Annotated in this window: 19 protein-coding genes and 10 tRNA genes; 16 read left to right on the forward strand and 13 right to left on the reverse strand. The window is 42.7% G+C overall.

The features are described from left to right. Positions 1–8: 8 nt before the first annotated feature. The 12 genes from rlmM to hemA form a co-directional block, all read right to left on the reverse strand. Complete coding sequence (rlmM, locus tag GZH31_RS10215; RefSeq protein WP_065979332.1) at positions 9–1,094, reverse strand: 23S rRNA (cytidine(2498)-2'-O)-methyltransferase RlmM; 1,086 nt, start codon at positions 1,092–1,094, stop codon at positions 9–11. A gap of 9 nt (positions 1,095–1,103) precedes the next feature. After that, entirely contained in the window at positions 1,104–1,472 is a 369-nt protein-coding gene (locus tag GZH31_RS10220; RefSeq protein ID WP_036967443.1) for a DUF423 domain-containing protein, read from the reverse strand. Beyond that, complete coding sequence (locus GZH31_RS10225) at positions 1,469–2,113, reverse strand: alpha/beta family hydrolase (protein WP_036967440.1); 645 nt, start codon at positions 2,111–2,113, stop codon at positions 1,469–1,471. The genes GZH31_RS10220 and GZH31_RS10225 overlap by 4 nt, the downstream gene beginning before the upstream one ends. A gap of 1 nt (position 2,114) precedes the next feature. Then, the gene (locus GZH31_RS10230; protein WP_036967434.1) at positions 2,115–3,011 is read right to left on the reverse strand and encodes a transcriptional regulator GcvA; all 897 of its coding nucleotides are present in this window, start codon (positions 3,009–3,011) and stop codon (positions 2,115–2,117) included. Between the two features lie 113 nt (positions 3,012–3,124). Then, a complete protein-coding gene (gene kdsA, locus GZH31_RS10235; protein WP_036967432.1) occupies positions 3,125–3,979 on the reverse strand; it encodes a 3-deoxy-8-phosphooctulonate synthase in 855 nt (284 codons plus the stop codon). Positions 3,980–3,989: 10 nt separating this feature from the next. After that, on the reverse strand, positions 3,990–5,243 hold the full coding sequence (locus GZH31_RS10240; protein ID WP_036967429.1) for a DUF819 domain-containing protein: 1,254 nt from the start codon (positions 5,241–5,243) through the stop codon (positions 3,990–3,992). A 15-nt stretch (positions 5,244–5,258) separates the two neighbouring features. Then, a complete protein-coding gene (locus GZH31_RS10245) occupies positions 5,259–6,086 on the reverse strand; it encodes a tetratricopeptide repeat protein (protein WP_036967428.1) in 828 nt (275 codons plus the stop codon). A gap of 128 nt (positions 6,087–6,214) precedes the next feature. Continuing rightward, a complete protein-coding gene (locus GZH31_RS10250) occupies positions 6,215–6,589 on the reverse strand; it encodes a SirB2 family protein (RefSeq protein WP_036967427.1) in 375 nt (124 codons plus the stop codon). A 21-nt stretch (positions 6,590–6,610) separates the two neighbouring features. Next, a complete protein-coding gene (locus tag GZH31_RS10255) occupies positions 6,611–8,149 on the reverse strand; it encodes a DUF3369 domain-containing protein (RefSeq protein ID WP_180310936.1) in 1,539 nt (512 codons plus the stop codon). A gap of 45 nt (positions 8,150–8,194) precedes the next feature. Continuing rightward, entirely contained in the window at positions 8,195–9,037 is an 843-nt protein-coding gene (gene prmC, locus GZH31_RS10260) for a peptide chain release factor N(5)-glutamine methyltransferase (RefSeq protein WP_036967419.1), read from the reverse strand. 2 nt (positions 9,038–9,039) lie between these two features. After that, positions 9,040–10,125 carry a peptide chain release factor 1 gene (prfA, locus tag GZH31_RS10265; protein WP_036967416.1) on the reverse strand — a complete coding sequence of 362 codons (1,086 nt, stop codon included), beginning with the start codon at positions 10,123–10,125 and terminating at the stop codon, positions 9,040–9,042. 7 nt (positions 10,126–10,132) lie between these two features. Next, on the reverse strand, positions 10,133–11,389 hold the full coding sequence (gene hemA / locus GZH31_RS10270; protein WP_036967413.1) for a glutamyl-tRNA reductase: 1,257 nt from the start codon (positions 11,387–11,389) through the stop codon (positions 10,133–10,135). Between the two features lie 83 nt (positions 11,390–11,472). On the opposite strand from hemA, the gene lolB reads away from it, so the two are divergent. The 16 genes from lolB (at position 11,473) to GZH31_RS10350 (ending at position 18,131) form a co-directional block, all read left to right on the forward strand. Continuing rightward, positions 11,473–12,060, forward strand: a complete 588-nt coding sequence (gene lolB, locus GZH31_RS10275; protein ID WP_074989264.1) for a lipoprotein insertase outer membrane protein LolB — start codon at positions 11,473–11,475, stop codon at positions 12,058–12,060. 2 nt (positions 12,061–12,062) lie between these two features. Next, positions 12,063–12,929, forward strand: coding sequence for a 4-(cytidine 5'-diphospho)-2-C-methyl-D-erythritol kinase (gene ispE, locus GZH31_RS10280; protein WP_036967407.1), 867 nt, complete (start codon positions 12,063–12,065; stop codon positions 12,927–12,929). Positions 12,930–13,014: 85 nt separating this feature from the next. Then, the gene (locus tag GZH31_RS10285) at positions 13,015–13,962 is read left to right on the forward strand and encodes a ribose-phosphate pyrophosphokinase (RefSeq protein WP_036967404.1); all 948 of its coding nucleotides are present in this window, start codon (positions 13,015–13,017) and stop codon (positions 13,960–13,962) included. Positions 13,963–14,112: 150 nt separating this feature from the next. Then, a complete protein-coding gene (locus GZH31_RS10290) occupies positions 14,113–14,721 on the forward strand; it encodes a 50S ribosomal protein L25/general stress protein Ctc (protein WP_036967397.1) in 609 nt (202 codons plus the stop codon). A gap of 19 nt (positions 14,722–14,740) precedes the next feature. Further along, on the forward strand, positions 14,741–15,325 hold the full coding sequence (gene pth, locus GZH31_RS10295; RefSeq protein WP_036967395.1) for an aminoacyl-tRNA hydrolase: 585 nt from the start codon (positions 14,741–14,743) through the stop codon (positions 15,323–15,325). Positions 15,326–15,359: 34 nt separating this feature from the next. Beyond that, complete coding sequence (gene ychF / locus GZH31_RS10300; protein ID WP_036967393.1) at positions 15,360–16,451, forward strand: redox-regulated ATPase YchF; 1,092 nt, start codon at positions 15,360–15,362, stop codon at positions 16,449–16,451. A gap of 453 nt (positions 16,452–16,904) precedes the next feature. Continuing rightward, a tRNA-Met gene (locus tag GZH31_RS10305) sits at positions 16,905–16,981 on the forward strand. A gap of 60 nt (positions 16,982–17,041) precedes the next feature. Further along, a tRNA-Leu gene (locus GZH31_RS10310) sits at positions 17,042–17,126 on the forward strand. A gap of 35 nt (positions 17,127–17,161) precedes the next feature. Further along, positions 17,162–17,236, forward strand: a tRNA-Gln gene (locus GZH31_RS10315). Positions 17,237–17,240: 4 nt separating this feature from the next. After that, a tRNA-Met gene (locus tag GZH31_RS10320) sits at positions 17,241–17,317 on the forward strand. Positions 17,318–17,403: 86 nt separating this feature from the next. After that, positions 17,404–17,488 (forward strand) — tRNA-Leu (locus GZH31_RS10325). Between the two features lie 40 nt (positions 17,489–17,528). Continuing rightward, positions 17,529–17,603 (forward strand) — tRNA-Gln (locus GZH31_RS10330). A gap of 65 nt (positions 17,604–17,668) precedes the next feature. Beyond that, a tRNA-Leu gene (locus GZH31_RS10335) sits at positions 17,669–17,753 on the forward strand. A gap of 40 nt (positions 17,754–17,793) precedes the next feature. Continuing rightward, a tRNA-Gln gene (locus GZH31_RS10340) sits at positions 17,794–17,868 on the forward strand. Positions 17,869–17,933: 65 nt separating this feature from the next. Then, positions 17,934–18,018: transfer RNA gene (locus tag GZH31_RS10345), tRNA-Leu, on the forward strand. 38 nt (positions 18,019–18,056) lie between these two features. Next, positions 18,057–18,131 (forward strand) — tRNA-Gln (locus tag GZH31_RS10350). 156 nt (positions 18,132–18,287) lie between these two features. Here GZH31_RS10350 and GZH31_RS10355 read toward each other — a convergent pair. After that, positions 18,288–19,457 carry an FAD-dependent oxidoreductase gene (locus GZH31_RS10355; protein ID WP_074989680.1) on the reverse strand — a complete coding sequence of 390 codons (1,170 nt, stop codon included), beginning with the start codon at positions 19,455–19,457 and terminating at the stop codon, positions 18,288–18,290. Positions 19,458–19,568 lie beyond the last annotated feature (111 nt).

The raw sequence follows: 19,568 nt of genomic DNA on the forward strand, positions 1-19,568 counted from the left end.
TCCTCTATTTAACTGTATAGGCTTTGCGGCACCTTTGTGACATTTAAATGAACCGTAACCTCTTCACGGTCATGGTATAAATGTTTTGCCTGAAGCTCATAACTAACGCCGTATTTTTCAAGCTCTTCCTTAATCATCTTTAAACATTCATAAACACTGTCGAAGCGTTTTTTCATTGGCAGTTTAAGATTAAAAATAAGCTCTTTTGCGTATGCATTCACGGCCCAATCAATCATAAGATTAGTAACTTTTGCTGGCTTTTCCACCATATCACATACTAACCAATGAATATTTCGCTTTTCAGGACGGTATTTAAAGCCATCAACACGGAAATGTTTTACTTGTCCGGTTTCCATTAAATCATCGTTCATTGGGCCGTTATCTATGGCACTAACAAACATACCACGACGAACCAATTGGTATGTCCAACCACCCGGACACGCCCCTAAATCAACGCCTCGCATTCCTGGCTGCAAACGGTCTTCGGCTTCATGAGGCGGAATAAACACATTAAACGCTTCATCAAGTTTAAGAGTTGAACGGCTTGGTGCGTCATTTGGCATACGCAGGCGTGGGATACCCATAAAAAATGGCGAGTTATTAAAAGTATACGAATACCCTACATACGCAGTGTCATTACTTAAAAAGAGTACATGCAGCACAGGCTTTTTATCCGCAAGTTCACGCGTAACCGTCGCGCGTTTTTCGAGGGCTTTTTTTAGCGGTGTCGAAATCTTTTTACAAAATTTAGACAACTCTTTACCTTCATTGGTATCTGGGGTTTCAACTCGTAAGTCACCACAGGATGGAAAATCAACGGTTGCATTCACAATCGCACTGACCCTGTCTTCAAGCGGCATATTATCGACTAAAGTACCGGTAAACCATTGGCGGGCAAAGACCATGTTTTTGAAATCTATTTTTTTTATAATTTCATCGCCATGGCTCGGATCAAAACATTCATAGACGACAATTCCAGTGTTCGGCTTCGTTTTTACATAGCCCGCAAACCCTTGTTCCGCAGCCTGAAAAGTGATTTCAGCGGCAGCGTCGCTTTCAAACCCACTGCGACAATAAATAACAACACTCGACATAGATAACCCTTAAAATTTATACCGTGCGGCTTGAACTAATAAAATAGTCCAACCAATAATAAAGCACACACCGCCTAGGGGTGTGATTGGACCAAGCCATTTCGCACCTGTTAATGCGAGTAAATATAGGCTGCCACTAAATAACAAAATACCGGCGATAAAAAAGCCACCAGCCCAACTTAAGTTCATTCCCCACTTAATTAAAATCGCGATGGCGATTAAGCCCAAGCCGTGCACCATTTGATATTCTGCAGCTGTTTTAAAAATACCTAATGCATAGTCCGATACGCGGCTTTTTAAACCATGCGCAGCAAACGCGCCTAGCACAACCGAAAGCATGCAAAACAGACTCCCCGCGATTAAATAAAGTTTGATCATTGTGAATCTCCATCAATCAACTTAAGTATAAATTGGGCCGCAAGGTTCGCAGCGTGTTGTAAGTTATCGTCTTCAGTTAAACCACTTTTCTTACGCGGTTTTAATGAATGATCACCGTCTTTTAGCCAGCTAATTTCTGGCGGATTATTCATTTCAAGCTCGGCTAATTCTTGCTGATTACCAAAAGTATCGCGTTCACCTTGAAGTACTAAAAAGGGGCATGGCATATCGATGAAGTGATCGATACGAAGCTTATCGGGTTTTCCGGGAGGGTGAAACGGGTAGCCAAACGCAACAACACCAGCAACCTCTACAGCGTCCTCTTGTGTGCAAAGCATAGAAGCCATTCTACCGCCCATCGACTTTCCGCCAATAAATACAGGTAAATCTGGCTGACGATGCGCTAACACTTCAGCAAAATAAGCCAGCAGTTTAGGGGCACGATCTGGGGGCCTGCGTTTATTAGTCTGTTTTGCGATTTGCATATACTGAAAGTCAAATAACGCCACATCAATCTGATGCTGGCTAATTAACGTTGCCATATTTTGCATGAACGCTGAGTCACTTCCCGCCCCTGCGCCATGAGCAAATATAAACTGTGCACGAGCATCACCCGTTGCACTTTTAAACCACTGTAACATGTTAATACTCTTGTTCTTGTTCAACTAAGCTCAGCATCCAGTCTTTGAAAGAAACTATTTTTCCCAGTTCTGTTTGCGATTCGCGTATCACTAAATAATAGGCATTTTTACTTTCTAATGAGTGATTAAACGGAATCACTAAACGCCCGGCATCAATATCGGGTTTTGCTAAGACACTATTCCCAATTGCCACGCCTTGACCATGCACTGCCGCTTGGAGCACCATTGATGAGTGACTAAAAATAGGACCTTGGTTTACTTGGACATTACGCACTCCGGCTGTTTTCATCCACGTTTTCCAATTTTTACGCGTTGTGTCATGCAACAGAGTATGGTTAGCCAAATCACTCGGCTGATTTAAAGGCTTAGGCCCTGTTAGCAGCATGGGACTGCATAACGGCACAAGGTATTCTGTGTGTAACTTGTAAGTTTGTACGCCACTCCAATGACCACGACCATAGTAAATGGCAATGTCTACATCATCAGACAATGAATTTTCGTCTTGATCTTGTGCTTTTATTCGCACATCGATTTCAGGGTGTAACTCATTAAATAAACTAAGCCTTGGCACCAACCATTGAATAGCAAAACTGGGCGTTAAACTAACCGTTAAAGACCCTTTTGCCCCGCGTGCTAATAACTTTTCGGTGGCATCAATCAGCTGAGTAAATATCTCTTTAATATCGAGAAAGTACCCTTGCCCTTCTTCCGTTAATAATAGCGAACGATTTTTACGAAGAAATAATTTAAGGCCTAAATGCTCTTCCAGCGTTTTAATTTGGTGGCTGACCGCGGCTTGTGTCACATACAGCTCTTCAGCTGCTTTGGTAAAACTCAAGTGACGCGCTGCAGCTTCGAACGCTTTTAGTGCATTTAAGGGAGGGACACGACGAGACATAAACACCAAGCTTAGAATTAGTTTTTCTTATGCGTCGATTATAGCGATACAAATAAAAAAAGGCGACCTTGGTCGCCTTTTTCGTCATTAAATACTCATTAATACTGAGTATTCTATAAATCGCTTGCGCTGGTGTCTAACGGTGCAAAGCTTTTAATTAAATCATCAACCGCTTTCATTTGTGTTAAATACCCTTCAAGCTTACTTAATGCAAGGGCGCAAGGGCCATCACATTTTGCTTCGTTAGGGTTAGGATGCGCCTCAATAAACAGACCCGCAATACCTAATGCCATACCACTGCGAGCAAGCTCTGCCGCTTGCGCACGACGACCATCAGCCGAATCAGCACGGCCACCCGGGCGTTGTAACGCATGCGTTGCATCAAAAATAACCGGAGCCATTGGCTTCATGTCATCCATACCAAGCATATCAACAACAAGGTTATTGTAACCAAAACTTGTACCACGCTCACACAGCGCCACATTATTGTTGCCTGCTTCATTAAATTTCTTAATGATATGACGCATTTCGTGCGGTGCTAAAAACTGTGGTTTTTTCACGTTAATAATTGCACCTGTTTTCGCCATCGCGACAACTAAATCAGTTTGGCGTGCTAAGAAAGCAGGTAATTGAATAACATCAACAACCTCTGCCACTGGCGCAGCTTGGTGTGGCTCATGCACGTCGGTGATGAGTGGCACGTTAAACGTTGTTTTAATTTCTTCGAAGATTCTTAACCCTTCTTCCATCCCCGGGCCACGATAAGAGTTAATTGATGAGCGATTTGCTTTATCAAATGACGCTTTAAAAACATACGGGATATTTAGCTTCGAGGTTACTTCGACATAGTGCTCAGCAATGCGCATTGCTAGGTCGCGAGACTCAAGCACGTTCATACCACCAAACAACACAAAGGGTTTGTCGTTTGCTAATTCAATCTCGTTGATTTTAATTAACTGGTTGTTCATTTTTCATTCCTTAAGGTGCAACAGCTTGCAGCATTAATCCACAAATATATGCCATATAGGTTCCGACACCATAGCCCAAAACTGCCAGTAAAACACCTACAGGGGCAAGTGATGGATGAAACGCTGAGGCAACTACGGGCGCTGATGCTGCCCCGCCTACATTCGCTTGAGACCCAACGGCCATATAAAATAAAGGCGCTTTAATTAATTTCGCTACAATCAGCATTAAGCTTGCGTGTGTCAACATCCAGATCACACCCAAAACAAAGTACATTGGCGAATCAAAAATAGCCGTAATATTCATGTGAAGACCAATTGATGCCACCAAAATATATAAGAAGCTTGAAGCCACTTTTGATGCACCAAATGCTTCGATATGACGTACTTTAGTAAACGATAAACTAATCCCGATTGTCGTCGAAATTACAATTAGCCAAAAGAACTTACTGTTTAAACTATATTCTTGTGCCCATGGGAAGTTAGCGCCAAAATACGGCCCTAAAAAGTCCGCACAAAAATGCGCCAAGCCCGTTATACCAAAGGCAATCGCAATAATGGTCATGTAATCATTGAGTGTGGGCATACGTGCATGTTCAGCATGATAGGCTTCAACACGCTCTTTAAGCTCTTCAATTGCACGGGTGTCTGCCCCCGTTTTGGCATCAATGGCTTTGTGATTAGCAGCCATCAGTAACAGTACAGCCATCCATAAGTTAGCCACAATGACATCAACCGTTACCATTGCCGAGAAAATATCCCCACCAACTTCAAACATTTCTTTCATTGAGGCCTGATTAGCGCCCCCGCCTATCCAGCTACCTGCGATAGTTGTCATACCGCGCCAAACCGCATCGGGGCCATGACCACCAACGGCTTCAGGGTAGACCGCGCTCATCACTAAAATCGCTAACGGACCCCCAATCACAATCCCCATGGTACCGGTTAAGAACATGATTAACGCTTTCGGACCAAGGTTTAAAATGGCTTTTAAATCAATGCTGATGGTTAACAGAATTAAACAAGCCGGTAATAAGTAGCGAGATGCTACAAAATAAACATTCGACGAGTGACCATCAACAATCCCAAAAGTATTTAATAACGAGGGTAAAAAGTAGCACAGCAGGAGTGCGGGCACATATTTATAAAATTTTCGGCATGCCGCATTATTACTGTGTGAGGTTTTAAAGATAAACCCCAAAATAACGGCAAGCAAACCAAGTACGACTGCGTCATTGGTAATAAGCGCACTGTGGGCGTCAGTCATAAATGTTCCTTTAATTTAGTGGTGTGTATTATTGTTATCTTCGATTTCAGCAATTTGATGCTGAATAATCTCTATGGCCGGATCATCTGGGCATTCATTAATAAAATACTGCAAATCGTCACGGGCCATTTTAGGGCAATCTAATTGATTAAGCAGGTACCCTCGGTCACGGCGTTCATAGGGGTCATCACCGAGTAGTTCCATTAACATGTCAACGCAATGAAGGGCATGACCAAACTTGCTCTCGCTGATAAACGACCACTTTTGCTGTGCTAAATACAGCTTATAAAGCTCTTCTTCAAAAATTAGCTCAAGTGGTTCTTGTTCATCACCATTCTCTTCACAGGCATTTTCGGGGGTAATATACCAACTTTGCTGGCCCGTACTTGGCTCAATTAAATAGCCCTCTTCTTCGCTTATTGCGACATGAATATGAACTTCACCTTGACTTAAAGTCACTGTGGCATCAAATTCAGCGTGCTGTAATAAGTGACAAAGTAATATCGCCAGTGTGGTTTGTGTACCACTACGCATCGTAATGGTGTAGCTAAAGCTGTTTAACGTGTACTCAGGCACTTTTAGGCTTGAGGCACTGAACAACCATTGCTGATAAAAGGTATCAAGAAGTTTATCTAGACGCTCGTGTGGCTCTTTAAATTCAGTACAAAGTGCTGATACGGTATCTTCAAACTCATTTAATGTGTCATAACAAGCAGTTAAATCTACCTGTGTGTCCCACGTTAATTCAGCATCGATACAACGATAAAGCACGTTTGAAGAAAATGCGTCAAAGGCCTCATCTTGATAGGATTCATTGTGATCTTCAAACCAAGGGGTGGTCATTTATACTGCAACATCTCTTTCGAAAACGAGAGGCTAGTTTACCTACTTTTAGCGTCAGTTGCCAATCTTGAAAAGAGAAAGTGAGCAGCGGTATAACGGTTAACAGTCGATATACCGCGTTTCAATGTTTACAGGATAAAAGCGTTCTTTGCAGAGGCGAGATAACCAATCGCAAGTAAAATGAAGGTTGTCACAACAAGTAAAATGACACGTGCCGATTGTGAGCTTTGTCTGGCTGCAACAATTCCTAAAGCGATATAGGCAATCACTAAAATAATTTTTTCAAGCAACCACGACTGCTCTAGCGGGTTAAACCCAGCCATTACAATCAATGCAATAGCAGAAACCAACAACAACGTGTCGATACTATGACTGCCAATAAAAACGATTTTATTCTTTGCTAATGTGGCTGTTTTTAATCGCGAAAAAGAGCGAACGTAAAATAAAATGATACTCAACACAGCGAGTAACATGTGAGTGTGTTTAACTGCTAAATAATCCATATGCCTCAATTCTAATTGTCATTAATCTGGGTAACGTACAAGTACGTCTTCTATTTCTTTAATGCGTTGATTAAACACATCTATTAACTTTGGATCAAACTGTTTTCCTTGCTGAGCGTTTATCTCTTTTACAACATCTTCAAGAGACCAAGGCTCTTTGTAACAACGCTTGTGTCGTAGTGCATCAAACACGTCGGCCAGTGCAACAATGCGCCCAGCAATCGGGATATCGTCCCCTTTTAAGCCTGCAGGATAGCCTGTGCCATCCCAACGCTCATGGTGAGATAACGCAATAACAGCTCCTGTGTTAACAATATCACGTGACGAGTCTTTTAATATTCGGTGCCCCTTTTCTGCATGCTGTTTCATGATTGCCCACTCTTCATCGCTTAGTGGCCCTGGTTTATTGAGAATAGCGTCAGGTATCCCAACCTTTCCAACATCATGAAGAGGAGCTGCATGTCGAATTAATTCAGCTTCGCGCTTAGGTAATCCATAGCCCACAGCCAATTCGTAGCAAATGTGCGACACACGTTTTACATGGTTTCCTGTTTCGGTAGAGCGTTGTTCAAGCGCTTCACTTAATCTAAACACCAGTTCTTGTTGAGTTGCTTCTATTTCAGCCTGAAGCTGAACGTTTTCATAAGCAAGTTGCACGTTTTGTGAAAATATCTCGATGAGGTGGCGCTGTGTATCGGATAAGTGCTTTGGAATACCCGAAATAAACAGCATAGAATTATGATTGTATTCACTGCTGCAATACGCAAATAGGTAGTTTTCACGGTAAACGATGGTTTTTTCTCTTAGCGCTTCCTGACAAGCTTGTAGCTGCTCTTCATTGAGCACCTCTTCAATCGCTTTGCCTTCGCTGCGTTCAAACTCACCTTTGCCTGAGAATACAACGAGCTTTTTCTGGTTATCGAGCGGGTTACTTGCCACCAGACTCGTAGCATACACGGCTTGCTCTACTGTACCGAGCAATGAGGTGAGTTGTTGCATCACCCCTTCAATAAAGTGCTCTAATGAATGAGTAGAAAAAATATCACGCGATGCTTTTATAATTTTTTCAAGGCCTTGGCGTGATTGCTCTATAGATAAGATATCGCGATACGAACGCAAACTCGACATCACCACTGTAAAGAGCTTTTGTGCTGTCAGCTCTGTCTTAGATTTGTAATCGTTAATATCATAATTAACGATTACTTGTCTTTCCGGTGCCTGACCGGGTTGGCCCGTACGAAGAATAATACGAATATGATTGTTCTTTGCAGTTTCACGAATATATTTTGCAACCCGCAGGCCAGCATCATCGGTTTCCATTACTACATCGAGTAATACGATGGCTGCATCTGGGTGCTGCTCTATTAATTGCTTTGCCTCTTCACCTGAGTAAGCACTAATAAATTCAAGACGTTTGTCTTGGAATTCAAAGTCACTGAGCGCAAGCTTTGTTACGGCATGTACTTCTGGTTCGTCATCAACGACGATGACTTTCCAACTACCCTGAACCACTTCTGATACATCATCAAGTGCTTCATCCGAAAACAAAAAATCATCCATTGTTTGGGACCCTCAAAGGCTATATGCGCACAGTGTTCTGTTATTTTATTTAGGCCATTGTGCTAACGTTACACGGTCATTACCGCCAAGATCTTTAACTGTAAGTATATGGCTATACGACATTTGTGCAAAAAATTCTTGAACTTTAACACTTTGTTGGTAGCCATGTTCAATTAAAAGATAGCCATTTGTTGCTAAATAGTCACGTGCCATTGTAATTATTTGCTTAATATCAGCCATGCCATCATCATCAGCCACCAAGGCTGACAAGGGCTCAAAACGCACGTCACCTTGGCTCAAATGTTCATCATCGTATTCAATGTACGGCGGGTTACTAACAATCAGATCAAACTTTTTATGGTTTACAGCGCTAAACCAATTACTTAAAGCAAAAGTGGCGTTGTTAATATTAAGTCGTTGTTGATTCTCGTTAGCAAGCGCAACGGCTTCGGGTACTCTATCAACCCCTAATACTTGCCAATTGGGCATTTCACTGGCCAGTGCAAGCGCAATTGCCCCCGTCCCGGTTCCTAAATCGAGCACGTTTGCAGCATGGGGTAATTCAAGCCCCAGTGCATACTCAACCAGCGTTTCCGTATCAGGACGAGGTATCAAAGTGGTGGCATTCACCTTTAGTGGCAAACTCCAGAATTCTCTAATGCCGGTGATATGCGCGACAGGTTCACCTTGCAAGCGACGCTGGCATGCATGATTAAACTCAGCTTCTTGCTGTTCCGTTAGGTGTTTTTCAGGCCAACTAAATAAGTAACTACGGGGTTTGTCGAGAATAGAAAGTAGCAGGACTTGCGCGTCTAGTTTCGCGCTGTCGCTGCTAGGCGTTAATAACGCCGTCGCAGCAATCAGTGCTTGTTCTATGCTTTGTGGCACGATTATTCATCGCCCATCGCAGCAAGTAAATCAGCTTGGTGTTCTTGCATTAGGGGCTCGATAACACAGCCTAAATCACCTGCAACAACTTCATTTAAACGATACAATGTTAAATTAATACGGTGATCAGTAATACGACCTTGCGGGTAATTATAAGTACGAATACGCTCTGAACGGTCACCACTGCCCACTAGATTACGACGCTCTGATGCTTCAGCCGCTTGGCGTTTTTCATCTTCGGCTTGTTGTAAACGTGCACCAAGTACCGACATCGCTTTCGCACGGTTTTTATGTTGTGAACGCTCATCCTGACACTCAACGACCACACCCGTTGGAAGGTGGGTAATACGAATTGCTGAGTCAGTTTTATTTACGTGCTGACCACCGGCACCCGACGCACGGAATGTATCGACTTTAATATCTGCAGGGTTAATTTCGATAGCCTCTGCCTCAGGCACTTCTGCCATAACCGCAACGGTACACGCCGAGGTATGAACACGGCCTTGCGACTCAGTTTCTGGTACACGTTGAACACGGTGCGCCCCTGATTCAAACTTAAGCTGGCCGTACACGCCTTCACCCGAAATATGTGCGATAACTTCTTTATAGCCACCGTGCTCACCTTCGTTGGTGCTCACTATTTCGACTTTCCACTTTTTCGTTTCTGCGTAGCGGCTGTACATGCGGAATAAATCGCCCGCAAAAATAGCGGCTTCATCGCCCCCCGTGCCTGCGCGCACTTCTAAAAAGACGTTGTTATTGTCTTTCGGATCTTTTGGTAGCATTAAGATCTGAATTTCATCTTCTAATGCAATAATTTGTGCTTTTGCTTCTTTATATTCTTCTTGCGCCATTTCGCGCATCTCAGGATCAGAGTCTTTTAGCATTTCTTCTGCTGCAGCGACATCATCTTGTGCTTGCTGGTACGCTAAAAACGCTTTAACAATTTCTTCTAATTCTGAATATTCTTTAGATAAGGCACGAAAGCGATTTTGATCGCTGATCACAGAGGGGTCGCTTAGCAGCGCTTGCACTTCCTCATAACGCTCGACTAAGGTTTCTAACTTTCTATAAACAGACTCTTTCATTTAACGGCTATTCCTGATCAATACCTAACATTTTCTTTAATTGACTTAACTCAGCGGCTTCACCATTTTTAGCCGCATCTTGAATAGCACGGGTAGGTGCGTGCATCAAGCGGTTGGTCAGTTTGTTTGCCAACTCGAGTATCACTTTTTCTGCGTCTTTGCCTGCTTGCAGCTGGCCAAGTGCTTTTTCGACAAGTTCTGATTTAATATCTTGTACATCATTTCGATACAGACGAATAATATCGACCGAATCGAGAGACCGCAGCCACATGACAAATTCATTGGTGCGCGCATCAATAATTATTTGCGCTTGCTGCGCCGCTTGTTCGCGCGCGGCGATATTCTCGCTCACTATCGCTTGTAAGTCATCTACTGAATACAAATAGGCCGCATCTAATTCGCCTACTTGGCTCTCAATATCCCGAGGGACAGCAATATCAATAAACAGCATGGGCTTGTGACGACGTTTTTTTAAAGCCTGCTCAACCACCCCTTTACCAATAATTGGCAAAGTACTCGCGGTAGAACTAATAACAATATCGGCATCGTGGAGACGCTCAGGTAGTTGCGCCAAAGCGATAACATCAGCGTCAACTTCGACAGCTAAACTTTTTGCACGCTCGATGGTGCGGTTTGCCACCGTGATTTTTTGCGGATCATTTTGGTATAAATGTTTAGCCACCAGTTCAATGGTCTCACCTGCCCCAATCAGCAATACGTTGGTTTTATCTAACTTACCATAAATATGCTTGGCTAAATTAACAGCAGCATAAGCCACGGATACCGCACTGGCACCAATGTCTGTCTCTGTGCGAACTTGCTTTGCTACCGAGAACGTTTTTTGAAACAAGCGGTCAAATGTCACACCAATGGCATCATGCGTTTTTGCATTATGGTAGGCTTGCTTTATTTGCCCCAAAATTTGTGGCTCACCCAATACCAAGGAATCAAGGCCGCACGACACACGCATTAAATGATTAATAGCCTGCTCGCCCTCATGATAATAGGTGTTACTGCTCAGTTCTTGTTCATCCAAACCATGGAAACTGGCTAACCAGTGCAACAGTGTTTGGGAATTACGCTCAGCAAGGCTACAATAGATTTCGGTTCGGTTGCAGGTCGAAACAATAACCGCTTCATTAAAATGCGCATGGCCACTTAATTGTTGTAACGCCTCAGACATTTGCTCAGGCGAAAACGCGACTTTTTCGCGTAATTCTACGGATGCGGTTTTGTGATTTATACCAAGTGCTACGATGGTCATATGTACCAAATATTGCTAAGCCCAGCTGTAAAGGCGTTAATTTTACCAAAAATCAGCGGAATATGGAAAGTAAGGAACGACATTTGATTAAACAATATTTGATTTTATTCATGTTTTTTTTATTTATCAGTGGTTGCGCCCAAAAAACATCAACGATTGACTACGTTTACCCTGATTGGAAAACCCGCCTTGATCACCATGCCAAGTGGCAAGTACAAGGAAAAATTGCCTTTATTAGTTCAGAGCAACGTCAATCAGCTAACGTCAATTGGCAACACGACGAGTTACACAGCGACATGATCTTAACCAGTTTTATCGGTACCCGTATTTTGTCGTTAAAACAAAATGCATATGGCGCTGAAATTGAATACGACGGTGATGTTTACACAGACCGCGATGCCTCCTTATTACTTTACCGGCTGACGGGTTTCACTATTCCGCTCAATAACGCGGCGACATGGCTCAAAGGGACCGCTGACAACGAACACACCCAATTTGACGAACTCAATCGCTTAACAAGTCTAATATGGCACGCTGAAAACGGCCAGCAATGGCAAATCACCTATTCTCATTATATAAAACAAGATGGCTATTGGCTTCCAACAAAGCTGAGCCTTAAAAACCCGCAAATTCGTATTAAAATTCAACTTAATGATTGGCAGTTTAATTAATCATGACAGAAACTTCGCACGCTCCACTCACCTTAATAGCACCCGCAAAACTAAATCTGTTTTTACATATTAATGGTCGTCGTGAGGATGGCTATCACGAACTCGAAACCCTGTTCACGTTTTTAAATTTTGGTGACGATTTAACGTTTTCACTCACCGATGACCGTAAAATTACCGTCACGGGTGACACACAAGGCATTCCTACTCACGACAACCTCATATATAAAGCCGCATTTTTATTGCAACAACATTGTCAGTGCCAGCAAGGTGTAAACATTCATTTAGTTAAGCGCTTGCCTATGGGCGGCGGTGTTGGTGGTGGCTCATCAGATGCGGCAACCACCTTACTGGCACTCAATAGATTATGGAACTGTAATCTGTCATTGGCTGAATTAGCACAGCTAGGAGTCACGCTTGGCGCTGATGTGCCCGTGTTTATTAATGGTCATACCGCAATTGCGCATGGCATTGGCGAGCAATTACATAATGTTGAATTAACCCCAGGTTGGTTCTGTGTTGTGCATCCTGGCGAGCATGTGAGTACGGCAGAAATCTTTACTCACCCTGATTTAAAACGCGACACAGCCAAGCTAAAAGCTGATTGGCAAACAGAAAATTTACGCAATGATTGCGAGCCTTTGGTCAAAAAGCTCTGCCCCGAGGTTGAAAAAGCCCTCCAGTGGTTGCTAAAATACGCTCCGTCAAAGATGACTGGCACGGGCGCTTGCTGCTTTGCTGAGTTTTCAACTCAGGCCGAGGCAGAACAAGTTTTAGCTCAGTTGCCAGAAAAGTGGACAGGTTTTGTAGCAACTAGTGCTACACTTTCTCCTGCTCATACAGCATTAAATGCTCACTTTGAAATGAAGTAACGTACAAGTAAATGTAAAAGTTAACCTGCTTTGGTGCCTACCAAAGCCTGTTAGTCCCAAAATTCAGTGCCTGAGGAACCCTACCGTGCCTGACATGAAGCTCTTCGCTGGTAACGCAACACCTGAGCTAGCTCAAAAAGTTGCAAAACGTTTGTATATTGAATTAGGCGATGCTGTTGTTGGCCGTTTTAGTGACGGTGAGATCAGTGTTCAAATTAATGAAAATGTTCGTGGCTCTGACGTTTTCATCGTTCAATCAACCTGTAACCCTACTAACGATAACCTAATGGAACTTATCGTTATGGTTGATGCCCTACGTCGTGCGTCTGCTGGACGTATTACTGCAGTAATCCCATACTTTGGTTACTCACGTCAAGATCGTCGCGTACGTTCTGCTCGTGTACCAATCACAGCTAAAGTCGTTGCAGATTTCCTATCAAGTGTAGGTGTTGACCGTGTTCTAACGGTTGATTTACACGCTGAACAAATTCAAGGTTTCTTCGATGTGCCGGTTGATAATGTATTCGGTAGCCCAGTGCTATTAGAAGACATGAAAGAACGCGACTTCGATGACGTTGTTGTTGTTTCACCCGATATCGGTGGTGTTGTTCGTGCTCGCGCAATCGCGAAGCTATTAAACGATACAGACCTTGCTATCATCGACAAGCGTCGTCCACAAGCTAACGTTTCACAAGTAATGCACATTATTGGTGACGTTGAAGGTCGCGACTGTATCATCGTAGATGACATGATCGACACAGGCGGGACACTGTGTAAAGCGGCAGCTGCACTTAAAGAACATGGTGCTAAGCGTGTATTTGCATACGCAACTCACCCTGTACTTTCTGGCAACGCAGCTGAAAACATCCGTGAATCGGTCATCGACGAAGTGATTGTTACTGACTCAATTCCACTGTCTGATGAGCTTAAAGCACTGGATAAAATCAAAGTGCTTACGCTTGCAGATATGCTTGCTGAAACAATTCGTCGTATCAGCAACGAAGAATCTATCTCAGCGATGTTTGAACACTAATAAACACGCAGTGATAGCCAAAAAGCACCGTCTAGGTGCTTTTTTTGTGGTCGTTATTTATTTTCCCTCAAAGTGGTGGTATGATAGCGCGCCTTTTGGCTGGGGACCTTGGTCGCAAAGGCCCTAAGACTTTTAATTTTTGGAGACATTATGTCAACTTATACATACAATGCAGAATTACGTACAGAAACAGGTACTGGTGCGAGCCGCCGCCTACGCCGTGAAGATAAAGTTCCTGCAATCCTTTACGGTGCTGACAAAGAAGCTGCATCAATCGTTCTTGCACACAAAGATATGATCAAAGCGCAAGAAGACGAAGGTTTCTACACGCACATCCTTACTTTAAACATTGGCGGTGAGTCAGTTGAAGCTATCCTTAAAGATATTCAACGTCACCCGTTCAAGCCTAAGATCACTCACTTAGACTTCCAACGTGTAGATGCTTCTCACAAACTTCACACTAAAGTGCCAGTACACTTCATCGGTGAAGAGAAAGTAACTAAAGCAGGTAACACTGTTGTTCACCAATTAACTGAAATCGAAATCACGTGTCTTCCTAAGTCACTTCCTGAGTTCGTTGAAGTTAACGTTGCTGATTTAGTTGCAGGTGATTCAATCCACCTTTCAGACCTTAAACTACCTGCAGGTGTTTCATCTGTTGAGCTAGCTAAAGGTGCAGACCACGATCAGTCAATTGTTACTGTAAAAGCTAACAAAGCTGCTCCTGCTGAAGAAGCTTCAGAAGACGCTGCAGAATAATTTTTAAGGTGTACACACCTTGAATTCTATTCAAATGCTTGTGGGCCTGGCTAATCCAGGCCCCGAATACGCAAATACACGCCATAATGCAGGTGCTTGGTTCATTGAAGAACTCGCAGCACGCTATAACTGCACACTCAAACACGATCCTAAATATCACGGCCTCACTGGCAAAGTGATCATTCAAGGCCAAGAATTTAAATTACTGATCCCAACTACTTACATGAATTTAAGTGGTAAGGCGGTGAGTAGTCTCGCTAATTTCTTTAAAATCCCTGTTGAGAACATTCTCGTAGCGCACGACGAAATGGATCTTGATCCCGGCATTGCTAAACTAAAAAAAGGTGGCGGCCACGGTGGTCACAATGGTTTAAAAGATATTATTGCGAAAATGGCAAACCAAAAAGATTTCATGCGCCTTCGTATCGGTATTGGTCATCCGGGTCACCGAGAAATGGTGACAGGCTGGGTACTTGGTAAAGCCGCTAAAGAAGATCAAGAAAAAATGGATGCCGCTATTGATGAGGCAGTTCGTTGTATGGAAATTCTTGCAAAAGATGGTGTGTTAAAAGCACAAAACAGACTACATTCATTTAAACCTTAATCCGTTTTAATGAAATTACACAAGGTATCTTACTATGGGTTTTAAATGTGGCATCGTTGGCTTGCCAAACGTTGGTAAATCAACATTATTTAATGCACTAACTAAAGCGGGAATTGAAGCCGCTAACTTCCCTTTCTGTACCATCGAGCCGAACACAGGTGTGGTACCGGTGCCTGATGCACGCTTAAATGCATTAGCCGAAATCGTAAATCCGCAACGCATTTTACCAACAACGATGGAATTCGTTGATATTGCAGGCCTTGTAAAAGGCGCTTCAAAAGGTGAAGGTTTAGGTAACCAGTTCCTTGCGAATATTCGTGAAACTGATGCAATCGGTCATGTAGTGCGCTGTTTTGAAGACGAAAACATCGTTCACGTTGCCGGCACTATCGACCCTGCTGACGATATTGATGTCATTAACACCGAATTAGTACTGGCTGATATGGACAGCGCTGATAAAGCAAGTTTCCGTAATGCGAAAAAAGCCAAAGGTGGCGATAAAGATGCAAAAGAACAAAACGCAGTTCTAGAAAAAGTAAAAGCACACCTTGATGAAGGTTTAACGTTACGTTCTTTAGAACTAACAAAAGAAGAAAAAGCAGCTATTAAGCCTTTAAACTTCTTAACAATTAAACCAACAATGTACATCGCAAACGTGGCAGAAGATGGTTTTGAAAATAATCCATACCTCGACAAAGTGCGTGAAATCGCAGCTGCAGAAGATGCGGTTGTTATTCCTGTCTGTGCGGCTATCGAATCAGAGCTATCTGAGCTTGAAGAAGAAGACAAGCTTGAGTTTATGGCTGACTTAGGTCTTGAAGAGCCGGGCCTTAACTTAGTGATCCGTGGCGGGTACGAATTACTTAAATTACAAACCTACTTCACAGCAGGCGTAAAAGAAGTACGTGCATGGACAATTCCTGTCGGCGCAACAGCACCACAAGCGGCAGGTAAAATTCATACTGATTTCGAACGTGGCTTTATCCGTGCACAAACTATCGCTTTTGATGATTATATTGAGTTCAAAGGTGAAAGCGGCGCGAAAGAAGCAGGTAAAATGCGTCAAGAAGGTAAAGAGTACATCGTGAAAGACGGTGATGTTATGAACTTCTTATTTAACGTATAAGTTGTGTAGCACACTCTATATAAAAGGCTCGTTATCACGAGCCTTTTTTGTTTTCTGAATTGACACCACGACGCGCAGGCTATTTTTAGCGCTGTAAACAGAGCTATTTTATCTATTTGCTCTGTGTATAGTATTCTACTCCTATCACTGTAAATACGTTTATGTGTTATAAAAACTCTCAACAAAATAGTTTTTAAATTTACACACTTAATTTTTGTATAAAAATCAAACAGATTAAAAGTGGGCTTTTATTAGCAACAATACGTAATATACTTTTAGTGGTGTCTTTGTCTGTCAAAAAAACAGCAATTTAAATAAAATTTAGCCGCTTAGCTTAATTTTAATGCAAACAAACCCTGTTAAGCGTTTTTTTGCAAAAAAGGTGTTGACGGATTTAGGTCATATCAGCATAATACGCCCCGCACTCAGCGATGAAGTGCTAACAAAAAAGATGGCTAAGTAGCTCAGTTGGTTAGAGCACATCACTCATAATGATGGGGTCACAGGTTCAAATCCCGTCTTAGCCACCATTCTTTTTGTTGCTCAATGAAGAGTTAAAAATAACTACCAGTGTTTTTTAAACACAAAATGCGGGAGTGGCGGAATTGGTAGACGCGCTGGATTTAGGTTCCAGTAACTTCGGTTGTGAGAGTTCAAGTCTCTCCTTCCGCACCATGTTCTGATAAGAACTAAAATTATCAAATTTTTGTTGGGATATCGCCAAGCGGTAAGGCAGCAGGTTTTGATCCTGCCATTCCCAGGTTCAAATCCTGGTATCCCAGCCACAATGGCTAAGTAGCTCAGTTGGTTAGAGCACATCACTCATAATGATGGGGTCACAGGTTCAAATCCCGTCTTAGCCACCATTCTTCTTTTAGAATGGCTCTGCAGGAGTTTAAACTGCACTCAATGAAGAGTTAAAAATAACTACCAGTGTTTTTAAACACACAATGCGGGAGTGGCGGAATTGGTAGACGCGCTGGATTTAGGTTCCAGTAACTTCGGTTGTGAGAGTTCAAGTCTCTCCTTCCGCACCATGTTCTTGATAAGAACCAAAACTATCAACTTTTTCTTTGTTGGGATATCGCCAAGCGGTAAGGCAGCAGGTTTTGATCCTGCCATTCCCAGGTTCAAATCCTGGTATCCCAGCCACTTTCTCTACCAAGAGAGTGAATAAGAAAAACTCTGTATAGAGTATAAAAATGCAACTTAATGATGCGGGAGTGGCGGAATTGGTAGACGCGCTGGATTTAGGTTCCAGTAACTTCGGTTGTGAGAGTTCAAGTCTCTCCTTCCGCACCATGTTCTTGATAAGAACCAAAACTATCAACTTTTTCTTTGTTGGGATATCGCCAAGCGGTAAGGCAGCAGGTTTTGATCCTGCCATTCCCAGGTTCAAATCCTGGTATCCCAGCCACTTTCTCTACCAAGAGAGTGAATAAGAAAAACTCTGTATAGAGTATAAAAATACAACTTAATGATGCGGGAGTGGCGGAATTGGTAGACGCGCTGGATTTAGGTTCCAGTAACTTCGGTTGTGAGAGTTCAAGTCTCTCCTTCCGCACCATGTTCTTAAGTAGAACTAAAACTCTTCAAGTTTAGCGTTGGGATATCGCCAAGCGGTAAGGCAGCAGGTTTTGATCCTGCCATTCCCAGGTTCAAATCCTGGTATCCCAGCCAACTTCCTTTCTAATTTCTAATTTCTAATTTCTAATTTCTAATTTCTAATTTCTAATTTCTAATTTCTCCAAAATTTAATTCATTTTATTTAGCGCAAAAAAAAACAGGCTAATTTTCATTAACCCGTTTCTTTATCGTTTATGTGTATTATTTTGTTTAACTGAGTGTCCCACTAATGGCATATTTTAATACCCAGTTCTTAGCCGGGCCAATATTGTTCGCTAGTTTTAAAAACTTACTACGTGCCCAACTGAGTGGCTGTAGTTCATTTGAGAATCCGAAGTAACAGGCATCCATCATACTCATCATAAGTAAATTAGCGCGACGACGTTTCTTCTCATACTGCTTTAATACCGCATGCTGACCAACATCATCGTGGCCAGCAAGAACCTCTGCAAGTGCAACCACATCTTGAAAACCTAAATTAACCCCTTGGCCTGCCAAGGGATTAATAGTGTGTGCTGAGTCGCCCACTAAGACTAAGCGCCCTTGCGAATAATCATTTGCGTGCTGACGAGCCAATGGAAAAACAGCATGCTCAAGTAACTCAAATTCACCCGGCAACTCAGGAAAATGCGCAATGAGTTGGGCTTTTAGTTGTTCTGTGGGGAGTTTATTCCAACGGTTTAAAACCGACGCGTTGTGGTAACAAATTAAATTTGCATACGGGGCTTGCATAGGCAAAAACGCCACAGGGCCCGTTGGCGTAAATTGTTGCCACGTTTTAACTTGTTGCGGCGCATCCAGTTTAATTAACACACCCATACAGTGTTGACCATATTGCCACCCTGTTACACCTAAGCCAGCTTTGCTACGTAATTGTGATTGTCCGCCATCTGCAGCAACCACTAAATCAGCCGTATATTGGGTGTCACCGTAATGAAGCGTGATTGAATCACTCTCTTGGCTTATCGCTGTAACCGGTGTTGTCTGCTCAATAACCTCAATGCCATATTGAGAAAATTGCTGCCAAAGACTCGCTTGAATTAGGCTATTTTCGATTAAATGACCCAGATGTGTTTCACCAATATCATGGCAATCAAACAATAAGTTTTCGCCTTGTTGCTGATACGCCTCAAGCTGTTGGTATGGAGCGATACGATTTTGGCGCAATAACGGCATTGCCCCCAGCTCATCAAGTAAGTTTTCTGAAAAACGATTAATAGCCGAAATGCGAATATCCACCTTATCTGAACTGAGAATGTCATCAGCATCGATAAGGTGCTTTTCAATAATAGTGACGTCCCTGCCCTGCTGTGCCAGTTTAACAGCTGTGGCAGCACCTACCATGCCACCACCAACAACAATTACCTTATTTTTCTTCATTTAATAGTCGCTCATTTGGCTATTTGAATACGGCATAAATTGTAACGTAATTCACTAAACTGTGTCAGTGCATTTACGCGTTAAGAAATTTAAAACAGTGACTTGTTTGAT

Source organism: Pseudoalteromonas sp. JSTW (assembly GCF_013423925.1).
Taxonomy (GTDB): Bacteria; Pseudomonadota; Gammaproteobacteria; order Enterobacterales; family Alteromonadaceae; genus Pseudoalteromonas; species Pseudoalteromonas lipolytica.

Coding starts and splice junctions, on each gene's coding strand:
- rlmM (WP_065979332.1), bottom strand. CDS start 1,094: ATGTCGAGTGTTGTTATTTATTGTCGCAGTGGGTTTGAAAGCGACGCT.
- GZH31_RS10220 (WP_036967443.1), bottom strand. CDS start 1,472: ATGATCAAACTTTATTTAATCGCGGGGAGTCTGTTTTGCATGCTTTCG.
- GZH31_RS10225 (WP_036967440.1), bottom strand. CDS start 2,113: ATGTTACAGTGGTTTAAAAGTGCAACGGGTGATGCTCGTGCACAGTTT.
- GZH31_RS10230 (WP_036967434.1), bottom strand. CDS start 3,011: ATGTCTCGTCGTGTCCCTCCCTTAAATGCACTAAAAGCGTTCGAAGCT.
- kdsA (WP_036967432.1), bottom strand. CDS start 3,979: ATGAACAACCAGTTAATTAAAATCAACGAGATTGAATTAGCAAACGAC.
- GZH31_RS10240 (WP_036967429.1), bottom strand. CDS start 5,243: ATGACTGACGCCCACAGTGCGCTTATTACCAATGACGCAGTCGTACTT.
- GZH31_RS10245 (WP_036967428.1), bottom strand. CDS start 6,086: ATGACCACCCCTTGGTTTGAAGATCACAATGAATCCTATCAAGATGAG.
- GZH31_RS10250 (WP_036967427.1), bottom strand. CDS start 6,589: ATGGATTATTTAGCAGTTAAACACACTCACATGTTACTCGCTGTGTTG.
- GZH31_RS10255 (WP_180310936.1), bottom strand. CDS start 8,149: ATGGATGATTTTTTGTTTTCGGATGAAGCACTTGATGATGTATCAGAA.
- prfA (WP_036967416.1), bottom strand. CDS start 10,125: ATGAAAGAGTCTGTTTATAGAAAGTTAGAAACCTTAGTCGAGCGTTAT.
- hemA (WP_036967413.1), bottom strand. CDS start 11,389: ATGACCATCGTAGCACTTGGTATAAATCACAAAACCGCATCCGTAGAA.
- ispE (WP_036967407.1), top strand. CDS start 12,063: ATGACAGAAACTTCGCACGCTCCACTCACCTTAATAGCACCCGCAAAA.
- GZH31_RS10290 (WP_036967397.1), top strand. CDS start 14,113: ATGTCAACTTATACATACAATGCAGAATTACGTACAGAAACAGGTACT.
- ychF (WP_036967393.1), top strand. CDS start 15,360: ATGGGTTTTAAATGTGGCATCGTTGGCTTGCCAAACGTTGGTAAATCA.
- GZH31_RS10355 (WP_074989680.1), bottom strand. CDS start 19,457: ATGAAGAAAAATAAGGTAATTGTTGTTGGTGGTGGCATGGTAGGTGCT.